This is a genomic window from Streptomyces sp. NPDC006655 (assembly GCF_040703965.1).
GTDB lineage: Bacteria > Actinomycetota > Actinomycetes > Streptomycetales > Streptomycetaceae > Streptomyces.
Window position 1 is genome coordinate 13,863 of sequence record NZ_JBEYJU010000077.1, and the last position, 20,398, is coordinate 34,260.

General features: G+C 71.3%; 17 protein-coding genes and 1 tRNA gene. 9 read left to right on the plus strand and 9 right to left on the minus strand.

Annotated features, from left to right (window positions below; genetic code table 11):
• Positions 1-33 precede the first annotated feature (33 nt).
• The 3 genes from AB0958_RS32900 to AB0958_RS32910 form a co-directional block, all read right to left on the minus strand.
• On the minus strand, positions 34-1,515 hold the full coding sequence (locus tag AB0958_RS32900; protein WP_366894129.1) for an MFS transporter: 1,482 nt from the start codon (positions 1,513-1,515) through the stop codon (positions 34-36).
• 96 nt (positions 1,516-1,611) lie between these two features.
• Positions 1,612-2,481 carry an MBL fold metallo-hydrolase gene (locus AB0958_RS32905; protein ID WP_366894130.1) on the minus strand — a complete coding sequence of 290 codons (870 nt, stop codon included), beginning with the start codon at positions 2,479-2,481 and terminating at the stop codon, positions 1,612-1,614.
• Positions 2,482-2,585: 104 nt separating this feature from the next.
• On the minus strand, positions 2,586-3,425 hold the full coding sequence (locus AB0958_RS32910) for a helix-turn-helix transcriptional regulator (RefSeq protein WP_366894131.1): 840 nt from the start codon (positions 3,423-3,425) through the stop codon (positions 2,586-2,588).
• Between the two features lie 369 nt (positions 3,426-3,794).
• On the opposite strand from AB0958_RS32910, the gene AB0958_RS32915 reads away from it, so the two are divergent.
• From AB0958_RS32915 to AB0958_RS32925, 3 genes are all read left to right on the plus strand, one after another.
• Complete coding sequence (locus tag AB0958_RS32915) at positions 3,795-4,571, plus strand: alpha/beta fold hydrolase (protein WP_366894132.1); 777 nt, start codon at positions 3,795-3,797, stop codon at positions 4,569-4,571.
• A gap of 109 nt (positions 4,572-4,680) precedes the next feature.
• A complete protein-coding gene (locus AB0958_RS32920; RefSeq protein WP_366894133.1) occupies positions 4,681-7,506 on the plus strand; it encodes a BREX system ATP-binding domain-containing protein in 2,826 nt (941 codons plus the stop codon).
• Positions 7,507-7,651: 145 nt separating this feature from the next.
• Complete coding sequence (locus AB0958_RS32925; protein ID WP_366894134.1) at positions 7,652-8,419, plus strand: AfsR/SARP family transcriptional regulator; 768 nt, start codon at positions 7,652-7,654, stop codon at positions 8,417-8,419.
• An 88-nt stretch (positions 8,420-8,507) separates the two neighbouring features.
• On the opposite strand, the gene AB0958_RS32930 is transcribed toward AB0958_RS32925, so the two are convergent.
• Positions 8,508-9,671: an LLM class flavin-dependent oxidoreductase gene (locus AB0958_RS32930; protein WP_366894135.1), complete on the minus strand. Its 1,164-nt coding sequence runs from the start codon at positions 9,669-9,671 to the stop codon at positions 8,508-8,510.
• Between the two features lie 85 nt (positions 9,672-9,756).
• On the opposite strand from AB0958_RS32930, the gene AB0958_RS32935 reads away from it, so the two are divergent.
• Positions 9,757-10,794 (plus strand): TIGR03619 family F420-dependent LLM class oxidoreductase, encoded by a 1,038-nt coding sequence (locus AB0958_RS32935; protein ID WP_366894136.1) that lies wholly within the window; start codon positions 9,757-9,759, stop codon positions 10,792-10,794.
• 71 nt (positions 10,795-10,865) lie between these two features.
• Here AB0958_RS32935 and AB0958_RS32940 read toward each other — a convergent pair whose 3' ends face one another.
• Positions 10,866-12,290: an MFS transporter gene (locus AB0958_RS32940; RefSeq protein WP_366894137.1), complete on the minus strand. Its 1,425-nt coding sequence runs from the start codon at positions 12,288-12,290 to the stop codon at positions 10,866-10,868.
• A gap of 145 nt (positions 12,291-12,435) precedes the next feature.
• Here AB0958_RS32940 and AB0958_RS32945 point away from each other — a divergent pair, with 145 nt between their 5' ends.
• A complete protein-coding gene (locus AB0958_RS32945) occupies positions 12,436-12,774 on the plus strand; it encodes a helix-turn-helix transcriptional regulator (protein WP_366894138.1) in 339 nt (112 codons plus the stop codon).
• A gap of 45 nt (positions 12,775-12,819) precedes the next feature.
• Here the strand turns inward: AB0958_RS32945 and AB0958_RS32950 are convergent, their stop codons facing one another.
• Positions 12,820-13,650 carry a helix-turn-helix transcriptional regulator gene (locus AB0958_RS32950; protein WP_366894139.1) on the minus strand — a complete coding sequence of 277 codons (831 nt, stop codon included), beginning with the start codon at positions 13,648-13,650 and terminating at the stop codon, positions 12,820-12,822.
• Positions 13,651-13,794: 144 nt separating this feature from the next.
• Positions 13,795-14,739, minus strand: coding sequence for an NADP-dependent oxidoreductase (locus tag AB0958_RS32955; RefSeq protein WP_366894140.1), 945 nt, complete (start codon positions 14,737-14,739; stop codon positions 13,795-13,797).
• Between the two features lie 244 nt (positions 14,740-14,983).
• On the opposite strand from AB0958_RS32955, the gene AB0958_RS32960 reads away from it, so the two are divergent.
• Positions 14,984-15,511 carry a flavin reductase family protein gene (locus AB0958_RS32960; protein ID WP_366894141.1) on the plus strand — a complete coding sequence of 176 codons (528 nt, stop codon included), beginning with the start codon at positions 14,984-14,986 and terminating at the stop codon, positions 15,509-15,511.
• A gap of 41 nt (positions 15,512-15,552) precedes the next feature.
• Here the strand turns inward: AB0958_RS32960 and AB0958_RS32965 are convergent.
• A tRNA-Thr gene (locus AB0958_RS32965) sits at positions 15,553-15,629 on the minus strand.
• Between the two features lie 215 nt (positions 15,630-15,844).
• Here AB0958_RS32965 and ugpC point away from each other — a divergent pair.
• From ugpC to AB0958_RS32980, 3 genes are all read left to right on the plus strand, one after another.
• Positions 15,845-16,981, plus strand: coding sequence for a sn-glycerol-3-phosphate ABC transporter ATP-binding protein UgpC (ugpC, locus tag AB0958_RS32970; RefSeq protein WP_132892032.1), 1,137 nt, complete (start codon positions 15,845-15,847; stop codon positions 16,979-16,981).
• Between the two features lie 226 nt (positions 16,982-17,207).
• Positions 17,208-17,669 (plus strand): hypothetical protein, encoded by a 462-nt coding sequence (locus AB0958_RS32975; RefSeq protein ID WP_366894142.1) that lies wholly within the window; start codon positions 17,208-17,210, stop codon positions 17,667-17,669.
• Between the two features lie 87 nt (positions 17,670-17,756).
• On the plus strand, positions 17,757-18,488 hold the full coding sequence (locus AB0958_RS32980) for a nucleotidyltransferase family protein (protein ID WP_366894143.1): 732 nt from the start codon (positions 17,757-17,759) through the stop codon (positions 18,486-18,488).
• 183 nt (positions 18,489-18,671) lie between these two features.
• Here AB0958_RS32980 and AB0958_RS32985 read toward each other — a convergent pair whose 3' ends face one another.
• Complete coding sequence (locus tag AB0958_RS32985; RefSeq protein ID WP_366894144.1) at positions 18,672-20,357, minus strand: DoxX family protein; 1,686 nt, start codon at positions 20,355-20,357, stop codon at positions 18,672-18,674.
• Positions 20,358-20,398: the final 41 nt, after the last annotated feature.

The window sequence follows — 20,398 nt, forward strand, 5'->3', positions numbered from 1 at the left end:
GCCCCGGGCCCGGGAGAGCGGCCGAGGCATGGATCACTGAGCGGGGGTGAGGGTGGGCTCCCCCTCGCCGTCGGCGACGTGGACCGCGGGGTGCGCAGGGGACTTCGCGGCGCGCAGCAGGGCGGTGATGACGAGGGCGCCGGCGAGGACCACCAGGCCGTCGACGAGGATGGCGAACGTGGTGCCGTCGAGAACGCCGGCGGCGGAGGCGACGCCGTCGGTCAACTGCCCGTACCGGGACGCGGCGACGGCCGACATCACCGGGATGCCGAGCGTGAACCCGATCTGCTGGGTCATGGCGGCCAGACCGGTGGCCAGCCCCTGCTCGCTGTCCTGGATGCCGGAGGTGCCGACGACGGTGTAGGAGACGATCGCCAGGACGTGGCCGAAACCGCCGACGAACGTGGTGACCAGGACGGCGGCGATGCCCGCGCCCTTGTTCTCCCCCAGCCAGAACAGCGCGCCGGTCATCACGCCCTGCACGGCGAGGCCGAGGACCAGGCCGCCCTTGGCGCCGGTGCGGGCGAGGATCCTGGAGGCGAAGGTGCCGCCGAGGAAGGCGCCGAGTCCGAGGAAGCCGAACATCAGGCCCGTCTGGAACGGGGTGAGACCCAGCACCTGCTGAAGGTAGAGGGTGAGCAGGAAGGAGAGCGCGGACTCCATGGAGAAGGTGATCAGGCCGCCCAGGTTGCCCCACTTGACGGAGTTCGCCTTGAGGATGCGCACCGGCGCCAGCGGCGCGGCGGACCGCAGCTCGATCACGTAGAAGGAGACCAGCAGTACGGCGGCGACCAGCAGGGTGCCCCAGGTCTGCGTCGAGCCCCACCCTTCGCGCTCGGCGCTGGTGATGCCGTACACGAAGGCCAGCAGGCCCGCGGTGACGGTGACGGCACCGGGTACGTCCAGCCTGGGCCGGTCCTCGGCCACCGACTCGCGGATCACCGCGATGCCGGCGACGAACAGGGCCACGCCGACCGGGACGTTGATGAAGAAGTCCCAGCGCCAGGAGAGCACGTCGGTGAGCACGCCCCCGAGCACCGCCCCGGAGGCGAAGCCGAGGGAGAGCAGGGCGCCGTTCAGACCGAGCGCCTTGGTGCGCAGTGGTCCTTCCTCGAAGCTGGTGGTGATCAGCGCCATGCCCGACGGGGTGACGATCGCGGTGGCCAGACCCTGCAGCACCCGGGCCACGATCATCAGCCCGGGGCTGGTGGCGAGCCCGCCGAGCAGGGAGGAGACGGTCAGCAGCGCCATGCCGACCAGGAAGAGCTTCTTACGGCCCACCAGGTCGCCGATGCGTCCGAACAGGAGCATGAAACCGGCGGCGGTCAGCGCGAACGCGGTGGAGACCCACTGCAGGTTGTCGAGCCCGAACCCGAGGTCCGATCCGATCCTCGGCAGGGCGACGGTGAGGATGGAGAAGTCGACGGCGAACATGAATTGCGCGCCCAACAGGACGACGAGGGTCGTCTTCTGCTTCCCCGTCATGGAGAGTGGTGAGGACTGTGTCTTCGGCATGGCCAGAAGCCTCACGCCGGACGCAACCACCAAACAGTGCGCGCTCAACATATTGGTCGTCCCAACAGGCTGGGCCCCTTCCGCACGCCCGCCCGTTCACTCCAGAGGCTGCCACCGGTGTCCGCCGTCCGTGCCGGTGACCCTGCCGAAGACCACGTCGGCGAAGTGCCCGGCGTAGCAGACGGTGTCCGGCCGGGCCGCCTCCTCCAGCACCGCCCGGCGGGTCGCGATCGCCTGCCCGCCGGCGCTGTCGAAGAACACCGGCCAGGCGGGGTTGGCCACCTGGGCGGGCGAGTGCAGGGCGTCCCCGAGCACCAGCACGCGCCGGACGCCGTCGTCCCCGGCGTCGGCGACGTCCACCGCGTATCCCGCGTGCCCGCCGGTGTGGCCGGGCCACTCCCGGAGGGTGACGCCGGGGAAGACCTCGCCGCCGTCCGGCACGGTACGGACCCGTCCCGCCGACCACGCCGGGAGCAGGCCGCCCCGCTCCCGCCACTCGGTCTCCGACAGCACGACGGACGTGACGCCCTCGAAGTGGGCCCCGCCGTCCGCCAGCATCCAGCCGATGTGGTCGTCGTGCAGATGGGTGAAGGCCAGCGTGTCCACGGCCTGCGCACGCACCCCCGCCGCGTCCAACTGCGCGATCAGTTCGCCGCCCGCCAACTCGCCCAGGGCGGGATGGGACTGCGCCGCCTCCAGGCGCCGGGGCCCGAACCCGGCGTCGATCAGCAGCGACCGGCCCCGGTGCTCGATCAGCAGGCCTCCCACCGAGCCGACCAGGAAACCGTCCGGATCCTGGTACGGGGCGAGCGCGGCGAGGTCGTTCCGGCCGAGTCCGGTGAACCAGCCGTCGGGCCTCAACTGGACCATCCCGTCGGGGACATGGGTCAGCCGGAAGTCCCCGAGGGTGAGGGACCGCAGGGGCGAGGGACGCGTCAGCCGCTCCAGCGGCAGCGCAGAAGACATGAGGAGGCTGCTTTCTGAGAAGGGGGAACTGCTGTCCGAAGCAAACAGGCACAAAAAGGGGCTGGTTGTCGTCCCGCCGAACCCGGCGGGACGACAACCAGCCCTCAGGCTGCCGAGCCCGTCACCTTCCGCTGGGCAGTGAGCAGCGGCAGGACGCGCTCCGCCCGGGTGCCGGGGACCGGCATGAAGACGGTCAACCGCAGTCCCAGCCGGGGGGTGAAGTCCAGTGTCGTCCGCCGCAGGGACAGCTCACCGACCCGCGGGTGCTGGAGCAGGTCGATGCCGCAGGAGTCCTCCTGGACCTCCTGCGCGTGCCACAGCTTCGCGAACTCCCTGCTCCGCGCGAGCAGTCGGTCCACCATCGACTCCAGCAGCGGATCTGCCGCGTGGTTCGCGGCGTGCGCCCGGAAGCGCGCCACCACCGTGGCCGCGTCCTGCTTCCAGTCGGGGTGCCGGGAACGGGTCCCCGGGTTGAGGAAGAAGTCCTCCAGGAGGTTGCCGCAGCTGCCGTCCAGGGCCAGCAGTTCGCGGGCGGCGTCGTTGGCCACCACGACGTTCCACACCCGGTCGGCGATGTAGGCCGGGTTGGGCAGCCAGTTGTCGACGAAGGGCTTGAAGGACTCCGCGTCCGGTGCGGGCGAGGAGGCGAAGTGCGACGAGCCCAGACCGGCCAGGCGCCACACGTACTGACGCTGGGCGTCGTCCAGGTTGAGGACTCTGGAGATCGCTGCCAGCACCTCGGCCGACACGTTCTCGGCCCGCCCCTGCTCGATCCACGTGTACCAGGACACCCCCACACCGGCGAGGAGAGCCACTTCCTCACGGCGCAGTCCGGGTGTCCGGCGCACTCCGGCCGCCGGGAGGCCCACTTCGATGGGGTTCACTTCCCCTCGGCGCGCCTTCAGGAATTGTCCGAGTTCCTTTAACTGACGGCCAGTCGGCATGACACTCCGCCCCTTTGTCCAGCCGTGTGCACTGAGATGTACACCACCCTAGCCACTCGTCCTCGTGCCATGGGCGACACGTGACAGGGGTTACACCTCGATGGTCGGGCACCGAAACGTACGTACGCAAGCGGGCGTGGGACGGGACCGACGTTGACCACTCTTCTCCTCCGGAGGACGTCACCGTGTGTCAGCGGATCGGACGCGGCCGACGCGCCGAACGCGCCGCCGCACGCGGGAAGACCTAGCCGAGCGCGCCAAAGCACGCCTTAAGGCCGCACGCCGCCAGAAGGGCCCTAGGCCGGCTTTAGGCGGCTCGCCGACGATGCCCCGGTCCGTGGCCCACGTCGCCCGGGAGGGCAGGAACCAGTGAAGACCGTCACCGACCTCAGGCCACCGCCGGCCGGCGCGTCGATCCGGCTGTTGTGCTTCCACCACGCGGGCGGCGCGGCCTCCTCCTTCGCCGCCTGGCGGGACGGACTCGGTCCGGGCGTCACGGTGGTCCCGGTCCAGCTGCCGGGGCGGGGACGCCTGGTGCGTGAGCCGCGGTTCCGTGACTTCGACCGGCTCCTGGACCGCCTCGACGAGCAGCTCGACCCCTTGTTGGACGAGCCGTACGCGGTGTACGGGCACAGCCTGGGCGGCATGATCGCCCATGAGCTGACCCGGCGCCGGCTGGCGACGGCTCGGCGTGCGCCGGAGCTGCTGATGGTGGGGGCGTGCCCGCCGCCGCATCTGCCGCGCTCCGCCGTCGCCCCGCGGGACGCCTCCGACGCGGAACTCGTCTCCTGGATACGGGACCTGGACGGCATGCCGGACCGGGTGCTGCGCCATCCGGAGTGGCTGCGGAGGTCCGTCGCGCTGCTGCGGGACGACCTGCGCCTCGCGCACAGCCGCCCGCACCGAGCCGTCGTACCGCTGGCGGTCCCGGTGCGGGTGCTGACGTCGGCCCGTGACCCGCTGCTCACTCCGGCGCAGGCCCGGGAGTGGGCGCGGCACACCACGTACGACGTCCAGGTCCACACGATGCCGGGCGGCCACTTCTTCCACCGTGAGTTTCCCGAGGTCACGCTCAAGGTGGTCGGCCGATTGCTTCAGCACTGTGAATATCAGGCTTCAGGCTCGTCAAATCAAGCTTCCCGCTAGACTTCGATTGTCACCGCTCAATAATTTTTCCCCCGCATGACAAAACAATCATTATGGTTGAAACACGCGGCCGGACGGGGGAAAGGTTTCAGCCATCGTGGAAACACCCGTGCGCTCTGACGAATCCGCACAGCTTCTGCGTGCGCTGGAAGGAGTCGCGGACGGCCACGGCGGCGTCGTCGACGTGCACGGCGACCCGGGGTCGGGAAAGACGCGGCTGCTGGCGTGGCTGATGGCGCGGGCGCGGGAGCGGGGAGCCCTGGTGCTCGACGGCCGCTGCTATCCGACCGAGCGCGACGCCTTCTGCGTCTTCACCCGGGCCCTCAGCGACCTGGTGACCCCGGAGCGGCTGGCCCGGCTCTCCCCCGCCCACGCCGACCTGGTCCGGGCGGGACTGTGCGCCCGGCGCGGCCGCACCGATCCCGCGCCCCGGCCGCTCCCGCTCTCCCAGGCGGTGCGCGCCCTGCTGACCGACGCCGCCGTCGAGGGGCTGCTGCTGGTGCTCGACGACTTCCACTGGGCCGATCCGCGGTCCCTGGAGTTCGCCGACCACCTGGTGCGCTGGTCGCTCAGGGCGCCCGTCCTCATCGTCATCGCCCACCGCCCCCGGCAGACCGACCCGCTGCTCCTCAGCACGCTCGCCTACGGCGCCGAGCAGGGCAGGGTGACCCGCGTCGCGCTGAGCCCGCTCCGCCTCGAACAGGCGGCCCGGCTGCTGGACGTGCGGCCCGACACCGACTGGCTGCCGCCCGTGCACCGGGAGAGCGAGGGCAACATCCTGAGCCTGCTGGTGCTCGGCGAGTCCGCACCGCTCAGACCGTACCTGTCCGCCGGCCTGGTCGCGGGCCGACTGGCGCCGCTCTCCGCCGAGTTGGAGCTGCTGAGCCCGAGCGAACGCCTGGTGGCCGAATCCGGCGCCGTGCTCGGCAACCGCTTCACCCGCGAGGAACTGACGGCCGTGTGCGAGCTGCCCTTCCCCGAGGTGTGCGCGGCCGTCGCCGAGTTGATCCGGCACGACATCATGCGCCCGCTGCCGCTCTCCGCCGCCCGGTTCACGTTCCGCCAGCCGATGGTCCGCGACCTGCTCAACGACCGGGCGGACCGCTACTGGCAGCAGCAGGCCCACCGCAGGGCCCTGGCCCTGCTCAACCGCCGGGCGGCCCCGGCCACCGAGCGTGCCGCGCACATCGAGCTGGCCACCAGCAGCTTCACCCCTCAGGACCTTCAGACGCTGGCCCAGGCCGGCGAGGAGGCGGTCCTCAGCGCCCCCGAGGACGCCGTGCGGTGGCTGTCGCTCGCGCTGCGCGGCCTGCCCTCGGACGACGGCTCGACGGACCGGCTGCTCGGCCTGATCCCGCCGCTGACCCGTGCCTTGCAGTCCACCGACTACCTCCACGACGGGGAGGCACTGCGACACCTGATCGGCGAGGACGCCGGGACCCGCCCGGACGAGGCCCGCTACGCGGCGATACGGCTGTGTGTGCTGGCGGAGACCCTGCAAGGACGGTTCACCGACGCCGACGCGTTGCTCCGCGCCGAACTCGTCCGGCTCGGCTCCGACACCGCCGACCGGGACAGGCTCGCCCGCCTGACGGTCCTGCGCGGCATCACGGCGTGCCTGCGCGACGACGCCGAGCTGCCCGCCGTGGCCTCCACCGCACTGCTGCTGGCCCGCTCCGGCGGGCGCCCGGCGACCCTGGCCGCCGCCCTCTCGCTGCACGCCCTCGCCGAACTGACCGCCGGCCGCACCACCCAGTCGCTGGCCGCCTACTACGCCGCCGTGCGCCAGATGGACGCACTGCCGGACGCCGAACTGCGCCCGCACACCGAGTACGTGTCCCTGCTGGGCTGGTGCGCCTCCTCGCTCGGCCGCCCGAGAGAGGCGGAGTCCTTCTACGACCGCGGGGTCGCCGTCTCCGCGCGCCGCTCTCCCGACGTCCTGCTCCCCGCGCTGCTCAGCGGGCGTGCCGAGGCCCGGTTGCGCCAGGGGCGGCTGAGCGAGGCCCGGCGCTCGGCCGCCGAGGCCGGGCGACTGGCCGGACACCTGGGCGCGGACCAGCTGCGGGCGTACGCGGCGGCACAGGAGGCACTGTGCGCCACCTACGCGGAACCGCCGGGCAGCAGCCGCGCCTCGGCACGCACCGAGGAGGCGCTGCGGGCCCTGCACCCGGCGGCCGGCGCCTGGCACTCCGTCGCGGTCCTCACCGTCGCCGAGTCGCTGTTGCTCCAGGGCAGTCCGGAGCGCTGCACCGACCTGCTCCTCGACCTGGCCGCGCCCGACCTCGGCACCCTCACCCTCCCGTTGCGCGCCCGGGCCTGCGAACTGCTCGCCCTGGCCGCCCTTGCCTGCGGCACCCCCGTCTCGCCGTGGGCCGACCGCGCCGCGCAGGTGCTGCGGGCCTGCCCACTGCCGCAGATCCGGGCCCACGCGCTCATGGCCCGCGGCCACGAGTTCGTCCAACAGGACGACCCGGCCGCGGCGATCGCCGCCTACCAGGAGGCCGAACGGCTCGTCGAGGGGCGCGAACTGAGGTTGCAGCGCCTGTGCGCGGCCGTGGGGTCGGCGCGGGCCGCCGGGTCCGGCGGTCGGTCCGAGGAGGCGGCGAAGCTGTGGGCCACCGCGCGGGAACTCGCCCGTCAGCTGCACGTCCTGCGCTTCGCCGGGCCGCCGTCCGCGGCGTCCCCGAGTCACGACACGCCGCCCGGACCCGCGCCGACCGCGCCCGAGCTCGCCACGTTGACCCGACGCGAGCTGGAGGTGGCGCGTCTGGTCGGTACGGGTCGGCGCACGCGTGAGGTCGCCGGGGCGCTGAGGGTGAGCCCGCGCACGATCGAGGTCCATCTCTCCCGCATTTACCGGAAGCTGGGCATCGGCTCTCGCGCCGAACTGGCCAGACTGATGGCCGTACGTGCTTTCACTGATGCACGCGCATAGGGTTCTTGAGAGGCTACACCTATCTCGATGAGGAGACCCCGACCCGGGCGACGCGAATAACGGACAGCCTGTGATCAAGGGAAAGTCCGTCATCGAACATTCCTCGTGGCCGGGTCCCGTGTTTCCCCACCAGGAAGGCAGCGTCATGCGGTTCGAGATCCTGGGAAGCCTGCGCATCACCGACGGTGAGGACGTGATCACGGTCAGCGCCCCGAAGATGGAGTCCCTGCTCGCCGCCCTGCTGGTCCGTGCCGACGACGTGGTCTCCATGGACCAGATGTGCACCGAGATCTGGGAGGACGAGCCCCCGCGCCGGGCCACCGCCACCCTGCACGTCTACATTTCGCAGCTGCGCAAACTGCTCGGGCGCGGACACCAGGGCGAGAGCCCGATCGTCACCCGGTCACCCGGCTACGTCCTGTGCCTGGGCGACAGCGGCCTGGACGCGCACGAGTTCCAGCGGCTGGCCCGGCAAGGCCGGGCGGCGATCCGCGCCGGGCGGTACCAGGAGGCCTCGGCGGCCTGCGGCCAGGCGCTCGCGCTGTGGCGCGGCACGGTTCTCGGCGAGGTGCGCGGCGGACCCATCGTGGAGGAGTTCGCCACCTGGGCCGAGGAGACCCGGCTGGAGTGCGTCGAGTTGCGCAACGAGGCGGAGCTGACGCTGGGCCGCCACCGCGAGCTGGTGGGTCCGCTGTACGCGCTGGTGAACCGGCATCCGCTGATCGAGGCGTTCCACGGTCAGCTGATGCTCGCCCTGCACCGCTCCAACCGGCGCGCCGAGGCCCTGCGGGTCTTCCAGCACCTGCGCGTCACGCTCGACCGCGAGCTGGGCATCAGTCCGTGCCGACAGCTGCACGAGATGCACCGGCAGATCCTGGCCGACGAGGAGTCGCGCGTGCCGGCCGCCGCGTGAACGCCCCCGCACCGGGCCCGCGCACGCGGCTGCCGCCGCACCGGGCCCTACCCGGCCCGGTGCGGCGGCGGCGCGTGGTGACACCTTGTCAGCCGGCGGCCTGACCGCGCGGTCGTGCTCCGTGGTCGGGGAGGGTGAGCTTGCCGCCGAACAGGTCGCGGTTCTCCTGGTACCAGCGGGCGGACTCGGCCAGCGGGCGGGCCGAGCCGGTGAAGTGGGGAGCCACGTAGCGCGCCAGCAGGTCGTAACTGCGCCTGGTCCGCTCCTGGTCGGCCCAGTCCTGGAGGTACACCAGGAGGGTGCCGAACCCGCCGGTCTCCTCCTGGATGCGGCGGATACCCGCCACGACGTCGTCGACCGAGCCCACGATCACACTGCCCGCCTCGATCGCCGCCTCGATCGCGTTCTCCGGCTCGACGCCGGGGATGTTCACGTCGAGCCCGCGCAGATCGCCCCAGTACTCGTAGGCCCAGCGCCGGTAGCCGGCCCGCACGTCGTCGATGGCCTGCGCACGCGTCTCGGCGACGTGGATCGGCAGGGTGATGCGCCAGTTCGCGCGGTCGACGGTCCTGCCGTGCTCGGCGGCGGCCTCCTCCGCGTACCGCCACTGCGTCTTCATGTCCGGGGGCCGGTGACCGGGCCGCGACACACCGAACGAGACGGTGCTGATGCCGAACTGCCCCGACAGGCGCACGCTGTGCGGCGAGGCGACACTGGCGGCGGCGATCTCCACTTTGCCCGCCCGGTAGGGCGCGAGCTGGAGCTTCGCGTCCTGGAGGGTGAACCACGGCGTCTTCCTGGTGACCGGCTGGTCGCCGTGCAGCAGTTCCACGACGGCCTCCAGCGACTCCCCGAACATACGGCGCATCTCGCCCCATTCGCGGCCGAGCATGTGCGCGTCCACCGGGCTGCTGCCCGCGCCGACGCCGAGGATGAAGCGGCCGCGCGTCAGGTGGTCGAGGTGCAGGGCACGGGTGGCCACCATGAAAGGGTGGTGGTACGGCAGGGTCATGACGCCGGTGGCCAGCTTGATCTGGCGGGTCCGCTCGGCGGCGGCGGCCACGAACAGCTCGGGGACGCCGATGCTGTTCCAGCCCAGGGAATGGTGCTCACCTATCCAGAATTCGTCGTAGTTGAGCCGGTCGAACAACTCGATCAGTTGGAGATCCCGCTCGAACTGGAGAGTGGGGTCCTCTCCGAGCGGGTGGAACGGGGCCAGGAAAGCGCCGAATCGCAGGCGTTCCGGATTCATCAAAATCCCCTCTCTGTCTTCGGCGGGGCGCCACCGGAAAAATATAGGCGCTGTGCCGGTACCGAGGAGGGAGTGAATTTCTCCTATGAGCCGCACCAACACGTTCACCGGCACCAGCACTGTTCACAGCCGGACCGGTTCGCTCTGGAGAGACATTTTCCGCTCACCTAATGTGGGCAGTCCTATTCGCGATGACATGAAGAGCGGGCGGAGCAGACATATGCGCCTTGGCTTCAGCCTTCCGACGTTCGGTCCGGCTGCGAACGAGGTGAATGGCATCACGCGGTTCGCCACCGACGCGGAGAAACTCGGGGCGACCAGTCTCTGGGTCGGCGACCGGCTGTTGACCCCTGTGGACCCGACGGTCGGATACACCCCGGATTCCCCCGCCATTCCGGACGAGTTCCGGGTGGCGGCCGACCCGTTGACCGCGCTGGCACTCGCGGCGGCGGTCACCGGCGAGGTCCGGCTGGGCAGCAGCGGCATCATCGCGCCGTGGTACTCGCCGGCACTGCTGGCACGCGCGCTGACCAGCATCGACGTGGCCAGCGGTGGTCGGCTGACGGCCGGGTTCGGCAGCGGCTGGTCGCCCGAGGAGTACCAGGCCGCGGGCGTGCCGTTCGCCTCGCGCGGCGCCCGGCTGGACGAGTTTTTGGACGTGCTGCTGGCCTGGTGGACCGCCGACCCCGTGGCGCACCGGGGCGCCCTGTTCACGATTCCGGCGTCTCACGTCGACCTCAGGCCGGTGCAACGGCCGCGTCCGCCGATCTACCTCGGCGCCTTCGGACGACGGGCGCTGCGGCGGATCGGGGAGCGGGCCGACGGCTGGATGCCGGTGTGGTGGGCGCCGGAGGCCTTTCCGGCGGCCCGGCTGACCGAGGGGTGGGCGACCATCCGGCGGGCGGCGGAGGAGGCCGGGCGGGACCCGGACGGGATCGGGTCGATCCTGCGCGTCAACGTGGCGGCCGGCACGCCCGTGTCGGTGGTCGCCGAGGAAGTGCGGAAGATCGGCTCGGTGTTGCCGGCCGACGACGTCTTCGTCGACTTCACCTTTGTGGCACGCAGCGTCGATCACACCGTCGACCTGGCCGGCCGTCTGCTGGAACTCGTCTCGGCGGACTGACGGCGCGCGCGTCCGGGCCGCTGTGCCCAGCCCTGTCCGGGGCGGGCACAGCGCCCTCGACACGGCATGTCTCACACGGCGACGGCGGCTTCACGGCGTTCGGAACGGGCGATCAGCAGCCACGCCCCCACGGCGCCGGCGAGATACGCGACGCCGATCAGCGCGAAGCACAGCGCGGGCCCGCGGTTCCAGTCCGAGGTGGTGCCGAGTACGACGCTCATCGCGGCGATGCCCACGAGCGTGCCGATCTGGCGGTTGGCGTTGAGCACCGAGCCGGCCACGTTGGCGTGTTCGGGACCGGCCGCGTCCACCAGGGCTGCCGTCATCCCGGGCGAGATGATCCCGGCGCCGATGTTGGCCAGGCCGACGGCCAGCGCCAGCACCCAGTAGGGCGTGGTCGAGGACACGGTGACCATGGTCAGCGACGCGAGGCCGGCGACCAGCAGGAAGACGGTCAGCAGGGCGCCGTTGGAGAACCGTGCCGAGATGCGCGAGTAGACGACGTTGGCCAGCGGGAACCAGATCGTCATCGGCAGCAGTTCCAGCCCGGCCCGGAAGGGGCTGGAGCCGCGGGCGTGCTGTAGGTACAGGCTCAGCATGAACATGCTGCCGTAGAGCGCGAGATTGAAGAGGAAGCCCACCAGGTTCGCGCCGGCGAAGCTGGGCCGGCGGAACAGGGTCCACGGCATGACCAGGTTGTCGGCACGGCGTTCACGGACCACCAGGGAACCGGCGGCGACCAGCAGCACGGCGTACGCGACCAGCATCCCGCCGTCCCCCCAGCCGCGCCGCGGCCCTTCGATGAGGGCGAAGCTCAGCGCGGCGAGGGCCACGATCCACAGGAGGTGGCCGGGCACGGCCAGCTTGGTGGGGCGCACCTCGGACGGGGAGATGTAGCGCTGGGTCAGCAGCATGCCGACGATGCCGATGGGCAGGTTGAGGACGAAGATGCTCTGCCAGCCGAAGCTGCTGACCAGGAGCCCGCCCACGGTCGGACCGAGGCCCGCGGAGGTGGCGACGATCGCCGACCACAGGCCCAGCATCCGGGTGCGCTCCCGCTTCTCCGGGAACGAGAACACCAGCAGCGACAGCGAACTGGGCATGAACAGCGCGGCCCCCACACCCTGCACCAGCCGCGCGACGATCAGCGCCGCGGCGCTCGGCGCGATCGCGCACCCGAGGGAGGCGACGAAGAAGACCGCCATGCCCCACAGGTAGACGGTCTTCGCCCCGAGCCGGTTGGCCAGGCCGCCGGCCAGCAACAGCAGCGAGCTGAAGACCAGTACGTACCCGTCCACGATCCAGGTGAGCTCGGGCAGCGAGGCGTGCAGACGCTCCTGGATCGCCGAGCCCGCGACGTTGACGACGGTCACGTCCAGCGCGGCCATGACGAAACCGGTCGCGAGTGCGGTCAACCGCAGGCCCGGGGGAACGGGCCGGTGACGCGATGCCGCGTCACCGGCCAACGACACCGCTGCGGACTCGGCACTGGGCATGGCTCTCCTCCGGAGTACTCGACCATTGAACCGACTACGACGATAGCCGTCAAATTTGATTGCCATCAACCTTTGACAGTCATCAACCTTTGATGGCTGTCGTACGATGAAGTCGCCGAGTCGGAACCCAGGAAGGCCCAGCCACGTGACCGCACAGACCACTGAGCGCATCACCGATCACGTCGCCGCCGAGGACATCACCCTCCAGGGCGTCCTGGAGGCGCTGACCGACCCGGTGCGGCGCGGGATCGTCCGGCAACTCGCCGACTCCGAGCAGGACATGGCGTGCGGGACCTTCGACTTCACCGTGAGCCGGTCCACCAGCACCCACCACTTCAAGATCCTGCGCCGGGCCGGGATCATCCGGCAGCACTACGCGGGCACCGTGAAGCTGAACTCCCTGCGCCGCGACGACCTGGACCGCGCCTTCCCGGGCCTGCTCGACGCGATCATCGAGGCGGCCCGCCGCGAGGTGAACCGGTAGCCGGCGCCGGTCCCCCTCACTCCGGGACGGGCATGCCGGGTCCCCTCACTCCGGGACGGGCATGTAGAGCATGAGCAGCGGCTCGGACCTCTGATGCAGCCCCAGCACGACATGGTGGAACGCGGTCCTGCGGCCGGGAGCGGACCGGACCTCCACGGTCGCCATGCCCGTGTCCCGGGTCTCGTGCCGTGCCCACAGCCGCTCGAAGTCCGCGCTGGCCGAGCACAGCCTCCCGGCCATGAGCTCGAAGCGCGGATCGTCGAGGAAGCGCACGGCCTGGACGCGGAACTGGCCCACGAGCCGGCCTGCCACGTCCAGCCAGTGCGGGTAGCGGCTCCGGCTGCGGGCATCCGTGAAGAACGACCACAGGTAGTTGCAGTCCCCCTCCTGCACACCGAGCACGGTGCGCGCGGGCGCGTTGCTCACCAGGACGTTCCAGTACCGGTCGACCACGAAGGCCGGGGCCGGCTGCCACGCCTCCACGGCGAGCCGGAGCCGGGACACCTCCTCCGGGGTCACCTCCTGGCTGGCGGCCGGCGGATTGACCCCGGCCAGCAGATACAGGTGCGCGCGCTCGGTGCGGTCCAGGTTCAGCGCCTTGCTGACGGAGTCGAGCACGTCCTGGGAGACCTTGATCGCCCTGCCCTGTTCCAGCCACGTGTACCAGGAGGCGCTCACTCCGGCCAGCACCGCGACCTCCTCGCGGCGCAGACCCGGTGTGTTCCGGCGCCCGCCCGCCGTCAGTCCGACATCGCCGGGAGAGAGCCGTGCCCGGCGCGAACGGAGAAAGTGGCGCAGTGCCGCGCGCCGCTCCCTGTCGACGTCTCTGGTGTCCCCGGCCTTCTCCTGATCCCGAACGATGCCGCCGGCCCTCATGCAGTCCACCCTTCACACGCGAAGAATCAGTCCGAGTGGCCCGGGAACGGGTGACCACCCGACCCGGCCCGCCGACCCGCCCGGCCCGCCGACCCACCCGGCCCGCCGACCCACCCACTCCGAGCCGTCGCTCGGACCGAGCCGTCAGAAGGCGAGGATCAGGCGCCCACGCACGCCGCCGGCCTCCAGCCGCCGGTGCGCCTCAGGAGCCTGCTCCGGGGCGAGCACCTCGGCGGTGCGCAGGGTCAGCACGCCCTTCTCCGCCAGGCCTGCCAGCTCCTCCAGGGCCGCACGCTTGTCGGGATGCCCCGGCACCTGCACCGACAGGACGGTGATGCCGCGCTCCCCGGCGAGTTCGTACGGACGGCACTTGGCGAGCTTGCCGCCGTCGCGCACGATGCCCAGCGCGGGGGCGCCGAGGACGGCCGCGTCGACGACCGCGTCGGCCCCCTCCGGCAGCGCCGCGCGATAGGCGTCGACGAGCCGGGCCGGGACGGCGGCCCGCTCCACGACCACGTCGGCGCCGAGCCCACGGACCAGATCACGGTCGCGCTCGGCCGCGTCGACGACCACCCGAAGCCCGCGGTGCTTGGCCAGTTGCACCGTGTACCCGCCCAGCGCCCCCGGTGCCCCCGTCACGGCCAGCGTCGCGCCTTCCGGCAGCCCGAGGAGGGAGAGGGCGAGATGCGCGGTGAGCCCGTTCATGGGCAGACCGGCGACCTCGCGGAGGTCGAGACCCCGGGGGGCGGCGACGACCTGGTCGCGGGGCACCACGACGTACTCGGCCTGCGCTCCGCCCGCGGCCTGGAAGGGGTTGACGAACGCCATGACCGGCTCACCGATCCCCAGATCGACGTCGGCACCCACCGCGTCGACGACTCCGGAGGCATCCATGCCCGGCGTGTACGGAGGCTCGAGCCGGGCCGCGGCGGCGGCCAACTCTCCCGAACGCAACAGCAGATCGGTGGGGTTGACCGCGGCGGCGACGACCCTGATGCGGACCTGCCCCGGGCCGGGGACCGGGAGCGGACGGTCGAAGACCCTCAGCACATCGGGTCCGCCGTACTGTTCGAGTCCGACAGCGCGCATGGAGTGAGCGTTCCTTTCACGAAGCGAATCAGGCCGTGGCGGGAAACGAGGTCTCTCTTCCGCATTCCGACGACGCTCCATGGAGGGCGAGAGAAACCCGAACTCGGCGTGAACCGTCCCGACATGTCGACGATGATTCACCGAGTACCTGCGTCGAACCAGTTCGCAGACGTCATATTGGCAGCACCAACATGAACGACCACCGCTCCGCTCATACGATTTCCTCATGAGTGATCGGAGAGCAATGGCAACGCATGCGGATGCCTCGACCTTCGACTCGGCGCACTTCCGTCGGGTACTCGGACATTTCCCGACCGGGGTGGTGGCCGTCTCGGCGATGGACGGGGAAGAGCCGGTCGGTCTGACCGTCGGCTCCTTCGCCTCGGTGTCGCTCGACCCACCGATGGTCGGCTTCTTCCCGAGCCTGTCCTCCACCAGTTGGCCGCGCATCGAACGAGCCGGGACCTTCGTGGCCAACGTGCTCTCCGAGCATCAGGCGGAGCTGTCGACGGTGTTCGCGACCAGCGGGGGCGACAAGTTCGGCGAGTTCGGCTGGCACCCGGGAGTCACGGGCGCACCGGTGCTGGACGGCGCCGCCGCGTGGATCGAGTGCGCGGTGGCGGACGTCGTCCCGGCCGGCGACCACCTGTTCGTCCTGGGCCGCGTACTCGACCTGGCGGTCGCCGGCGACCACCGCCCACTGGTCTTCTTCCGGGGCGACTACGCCCGCCTGGCGGACCGCCTCCACGCGGACACCCGGCAAAGCGCCTGACGCCCCCGCAGTGCCCCTCCTCGGCGGCCTGCCTGTTCTGCTGGAGCCCCCTGTCGGATTCGAACCGACGACCTACGCATTACAAGTGCGTTGCTCTGGCCAGCTGAGCTAAGGAGGCGTGCACACGCGCGTGGCGGTGAGTGCCAGTGCAGTGTACCCAGGTCCCGGACGGGGCCTGTCGAAAATTTCCGCGAAGTTCACAGGGCTCCGGGTACTGACATACAGGGTGAACGCCGGGTACCGTCTCGATCCAGTTCACCCTCGTGGACTACACCACCTTCCTACAACGGATCGTCCGGCACGTTCCTGCCGGTAGAAGGGGGCCTCTGAGCCATGGCCACTGTCACGTTCGACAAGGCGACCCGGATCTACCCGGGGTCCACCAAGCCCGCCGTCGACGGCCTCGACATCGCGATCGAGGACGGCGAGTTCCTCGTCCTGGTCGGCCCGTCGGGCTGCGGCAAGTCCACCTCGCTCCGGATGCTCGCGGGGCTCGAGGACGTCAACGGCGGCGCCATCCGCATCGGCGACCGCGACGTCACGCACCTGCCGCCGAAGGACCGGGACATCGCCATGGTGTTCCAGAACTACGCCCTCTACCCGCACATGACCGTCGCCGACAACATGGGCTTCGCGCTCAAGATCGCCGGCGTCAACAAGGCGGAGATCCGGCAGAAGGTCGAGGAGGCCGCGAAGATCCTCGACCTGACCGAGTACCTGGACCGGAAGCCGAAGGCCCTGTCCGGTGGTCAGCGCCAGCGTGTCGCGATGGGCCGTGCCATCGTGCGTGAGCCGCAGGTCTTCCTCATGGACGAGCCGCTGTCCAACCTGGACGCCAAGCTCCGCGTCTCGACCCGTACGCAGATCGCGTCGCTGCAGCGCCGCCTCGGCATCACCACGGTCTACGTCACCCACGACCAGGTCGAGGCCATGACGATGGGCGACCGCGTGGCGGTCCTCAAGGACGGCCTGCTCCAGCAGGTCGACTCGCCCAGGAACATGTACGACCGGCCCGCCAACCTCTTCGTCGCCGGCTTCATCGGCTCCCCCGCCATGAACCTGGTCGAGGTCCCGATCACCGACGGCGGCGTGAAGTTCGGCAACAGCGTGGTGCCGGTCAACCGCGAGGCGCTCAAGGCCGCCTCCGACAAGGGCGACCGCACGGTCACCGTCGGCGTCCGCCCCGAGCACTTCGACGTCGTCGAGCACAACGGCGAGGCCGCCTCCGCGCTGTCGAAGGACACCGAGGACGCCCCGGCCGGCCTCGCGGTCTCCGTGAACGTCGTCGAGGAGCTCGGCGCCGACGGCTACGTCTACGGCAGCGCCAAGGTCGGCGACGAGCTCAAGGACCTGGTCGTCCGCGTCAGCGGCCGCGCGGTACCGGAGAAGGGCGCCACGCTGCACGTCGTGCCGCGTCCGGGCGAGACCCACGTGTTCTCGACCTCCACGGGTGAGCGTCTCTCCGACTGAGCGCTCGTCACCGTGACAAACCTCTGACCAGGGTGAATCCACCCAGGTTGACGTCGAGGGCCCCGCAGCCTGCTGCGGGGCCCTTTCCGTTGCCCGATTTACCCCGGCAAGCGGGTGGTTTTCGAGCAGCGTGCGTCAACCCCTTACCCAGAACAAAGCACTTCCTCGTCCCCCGAACCGGTGACTAAATGTCGCCAAATCATTACCGCACGCTACCCTCACACGCGTGAAGCACTCCACCACCCCTCAGACGCGACGTGGCCATCGGGGCGGCCCTGCCCGCCGGATCGGCCGCACACTCGCCCTCGTCCTGCCCGTCGTCCTGGTGCTCTCCGGGACTCTCGCCGTCACCCGCGTCAACTGGACGGGAAGCCCGCGGAGCTCGGTGCTCACCGCGACCGACGTGACCGACGCGAACCTCTCCCGCAAGGCCACCGTCCAGGCCCCGCAGGACGTGCTGCGCGACCAGCTGATGACCGAGCTCCAGGACAAGAACCCCGGCCAGGTCCTGACCCACCTCCAGCAGGCGGTCAACGGTCGTCCGTCGCTGGCCGAGCACTGCGCGTCCATCGCCCGCGCGCTGGGCCGGGCCGCCGTGCGCATCTACGGCGCGTCGCGCGCCCAGTCGTACGCCCGCCCGGTCTGTGACACCTCCTTCGCGTCCGGCGTCCTGGCCGCGCACAGCTGAGCGCCGGCAGGTAAGGGAGGTAACGGCTCCTTAAGGGCCCCCGGGCGGCGGTCGGCCGCCCCCGGGGCGCGTCGTACAGTTCGGGGCATGACCCATCCGAACGCCGCGTTGCGCCCCACTCAAGCCGTGGTCCTGGCCGGTGGCCAGGGCTCACGGCTTCGTCCGTACACCGATGACCGGCCCAAGCCGATGGTCGAGATCCCCGGTACGGGCACGCCGATCATCGGCCACCAGTTGACGTGGCTCGCCGAGGAGGGCGTCACGGACGTGGTGGTCTCCTGCGGCCACCTCGCCGAGGTGTTGCAGAAGTGGCTGGCGACGGCCGACCTGCCGCTCTCCGTCACCACGGTGGTGGAGAACGAGCCGCTGGGCCGCGGTGGCGGCCTCAAGTACGCCGCCGCGCACCTTCCCCACCCCGACCGGCCCTGGTACGCCACGAACGGCGACATCTGGACGCGGTTCTCGCTGCGCGACATGGCCGACTTCCACACGGAGCGGGACGCGGTGGCGACGCTGGCGCTCGCCCGGCCGCGGATCCCGTGGGGTGCGGTGAAGACGGACGGCTTCGGGCACATCACCGACTTCATCGAGGCGCCGCCGTCGACGTTCGAGATCAACGCGGGTGTGTACGTGTTCTCGCCCGCGTTCGCCGGGATGCTGCCGGAGCGGGGGGACCATGAGCGGACCACGTTCCCGCATCTGGCGCGGAGCCGGCAGCTGGCCGGGTTCCCGATTCCGCAGGGGGCGTACTGGCGGGCGATCGACACCGCGAAGGATCTGACGGAGGCGGCGAAGGAGTTGGCCGCGCTGGGGCGGTAGGCCGAAGGGCCGGTTTCGGTCGTTCGCCGGCTGCGGGCGGGTGGGGGCTTGTCGCGCAGTTCCTCCCCCAGCCTTCGGCCGGGGGTACCCCCAGCGCCCCTTGGGGGCGCCTGTACTCCCGCTTCTCAAGACGGAGGGGGCCCACGCCGTAGGCGTGGGCCCCCTCCGTCTGCTGGTTGCCGGTCAGCCCAGCAGGCCGCCCACCAGGCCAGGTTGGCCTGTGGAGGTGCCGCCGCCGGTGGTGGTGCCGGTGGTGGTGCCGGTGCCTCCGGAGGAGGACGTGCCGCCGGTGGCGGTGCCGCCCGAGGTCGGGCCCGCGGTGGTCGGGGCCGGAGCCGTGTGGCGGGGCGGGGCCTGGCCCGTGGTGCCCTGGGTCTGGCTGGGGGTCGTGGTGGTGGTCCCGGTGCTGTGGGTCGCGCCCGGGGTGGATGCCGACCGGGACGGGCCCGCCGTGGCGCCGCCGGAGGGAGCCGTGGCGGCCGAGGGGGTCTTCTCGGGGTGGCGCTTGGTCGACTCGCCGGGGAGCGGGGAGCCGGGGAGGTTGTTGCGGGGGGCTTCGCCGGGGCCGGGGACGATGACGCGGCTGGAGTCGCGGACCGCGCCGCCGAGCAGGGAGCCGACGAGGAGGGTGAGGCCGATGGTGACGGCGGTGATCAGGGCGCCCCGGCGGAGCACGAAGGCGCGCAGGTCCCAGATGTCGGAGTGCGGGCCGAGGCGGCGCCAGGCGCTGCCCGCGAGACGGCCGTCCACCGAGTAGACGGGGGCGCCGGCGATGATCAGCGGCGACCAGGCGGCGAGGTAGATGATGTCGGGGGCGTCGTACGCGGGGACCGTCTTCCAGCTGACGGTGACGATGAGCGCGGCGGAGAGCAGTGCGCCGACGACCGCGGCGACCCGCTGCCAGCAGCCGAGGACGGTCAGCACGCCGACGATCACCTGGAGGAAGGCGATGACGAGGCCGGAGCCGACCGGGTGCTGGAGGGCGAACTGGCGCAGTGGCTCGGCGACTTCCCAGGGGTGCAGGGAGTCGAGCCACTTGACCATGGAGCCGCGCTTGCCGCCGTCGAAGTAGACGGGGTCGCACAGCTTGCCCATGCCGGCGTAGACGGAGATGAAGCCGAGGAAGATCCGGAGCGGGAGCAGGACGACGCCGAGGTTCATCCGGCGGCCGGGGTAGTAGGCGTGCCGGGCGGGGTCGCCTTCGCCGGTCCGCCTGGCCGACGCCGGCTCGCCGAAGTCCTCGAACCGGTCGTCGCCGTAGCCGTGGTCGCCGTAGCCGTGGTCGCCGTAGCCCGACCCGTGGTAGCCCGGTTCGTCGTAGGCGCTGCCCACCGGCGGCATGTCGGGGAGCAGCCGGTTCTCGCCGGAGGCCGGGGAGCGGGGGTGGCCGACCAGCGGTGTCTCGACGGTCTGGTCGAGTGCGCCGTAGCCGTCGTCGACGCGCGGGATGACCTGGGTCGCGCCGGCCGGTTCGAGGGGTTCCTCGGCGTGCCGGACGCTGCCGCCCCGGACGGCCTGGAGCAGCCGGTGGGCGCCGGTGTCGTCGGGCGCGGACTTGCCGCTCCAGACGACCGGGCGGCGCCGGCCGGGTGCCGCGCCCGCTCTGCCCGCCGGGCCGGAGACCGGGATGCGCGCGGTGTCCTGGGTGGCGCTCAGGTGCCGTGCGACCCGGGGGGATTGGGTACGCCGGGTCGATGCGCCCAACTGCACGCGGAAACTCGCGTGGTTGACGATGACCTGCGCCGGATCGCTCGGCACCTTCACCATGCTCAGCGCGGGAGCGTCGTCGGGCCCGGAGGCGAATCCGGAGCGGAATCCCGGCGAGCGGTCCCCCGTGGGAGTGCGGGGTGTTCTGGTGTCCACACTCATCTAACCGAGTGACGTGGAGTTAGGACACTGCTTTGACCCGC

Coding starts and splice junctions, on each gene's coding strand:
- AB0958_RS32900 (WP_366894129.1), bottom strand. CDS start 1,515: ATGCCGAAGACACAGTCCTCACCACTCTCCATGACGGGGAAGCAGAAG.
- AB0958_RS32905 (WP_366894130.1), bottom strand. CDS start 2,481: ATGTCTTCTGCGCTGCCGCTGGAGCGGCTGACGCGTCCCTCGCCCCTG.
- AB0958_RS32910 (WP_366894131.1), bottom strand. CDS start 3,425: ATGCCGACTGGCCGTCAGTTAAAGGAACTCGGACAATTCCTGAAGGCG.
- AB0958_RS32925 (WP_366894134.1), top strand. CDS start 7,652: ATGCGGTTCGAGATCCTGGGAAGCCTGCGCATCACCGACGGTGAGGAC.
- AB0958_RS32930 (WP_366894135.1), bottom strand. CDS start 9,671: ATGAATCCGGAACGCCTGCGATTCGGCGCTTTCCTGGCCCCGTTCCAC.
- AB0958_RS32935 (WP_366894136.1), top strand. CDS start 9,757: ATGAGCCGCACCAACACGTTCACCGGCACCAGCACTGTTCACAGCCGG.
- AB0958_RS32940 (WP_366894137.1), bottom strand. CDS start 12,290: ATGCCCAGTGCCGAGTCCGCAGCGGTGTCGTTGGCCGGTGACGCGGCA.
- AB0958_RS32950 (WP_366894139.1), bottom strand. CDS start 13,650: ATGAGGGCCGGCGGCATCGTTCGGGATCAGGAGAAGGCCGGGGACACC.
- AB0958_RS32955 (WP_366894140.1), bottom strand. CDS start 14,739: ATGCGCGCTGTCGGACTCGAACAGTACGGCGGACCCGATGTGCTGAGG.
- AB0958_RS32960 (WP_366894141.1), top strand. CDS start 14,984: ATGGCAACGCATGCGGATGCCTCGACCTTCGACTCGGCGCACTTCCGT.
- ugpC (WP_132892032.1), top strand. CDS start 15,845: ATGGCCACTGTCACGTTCGACAAGGCGACCCGGATCTACCCGGGGTCC.
- AB0958_RS32980 (WP_366894143.1), top strand. CDS start 17,757: ATGACCCATCCGAACGCCGCGTTGCGCCCCACTCAAGCCGTGGTCCTG.
- AB0958_RS32985 (WP_366894144.1), bottom strand. CDS start 20,357: ATGAGTGTGGACACCAGAACACCCCGCACTCCCACGGGGGACCGCTCG.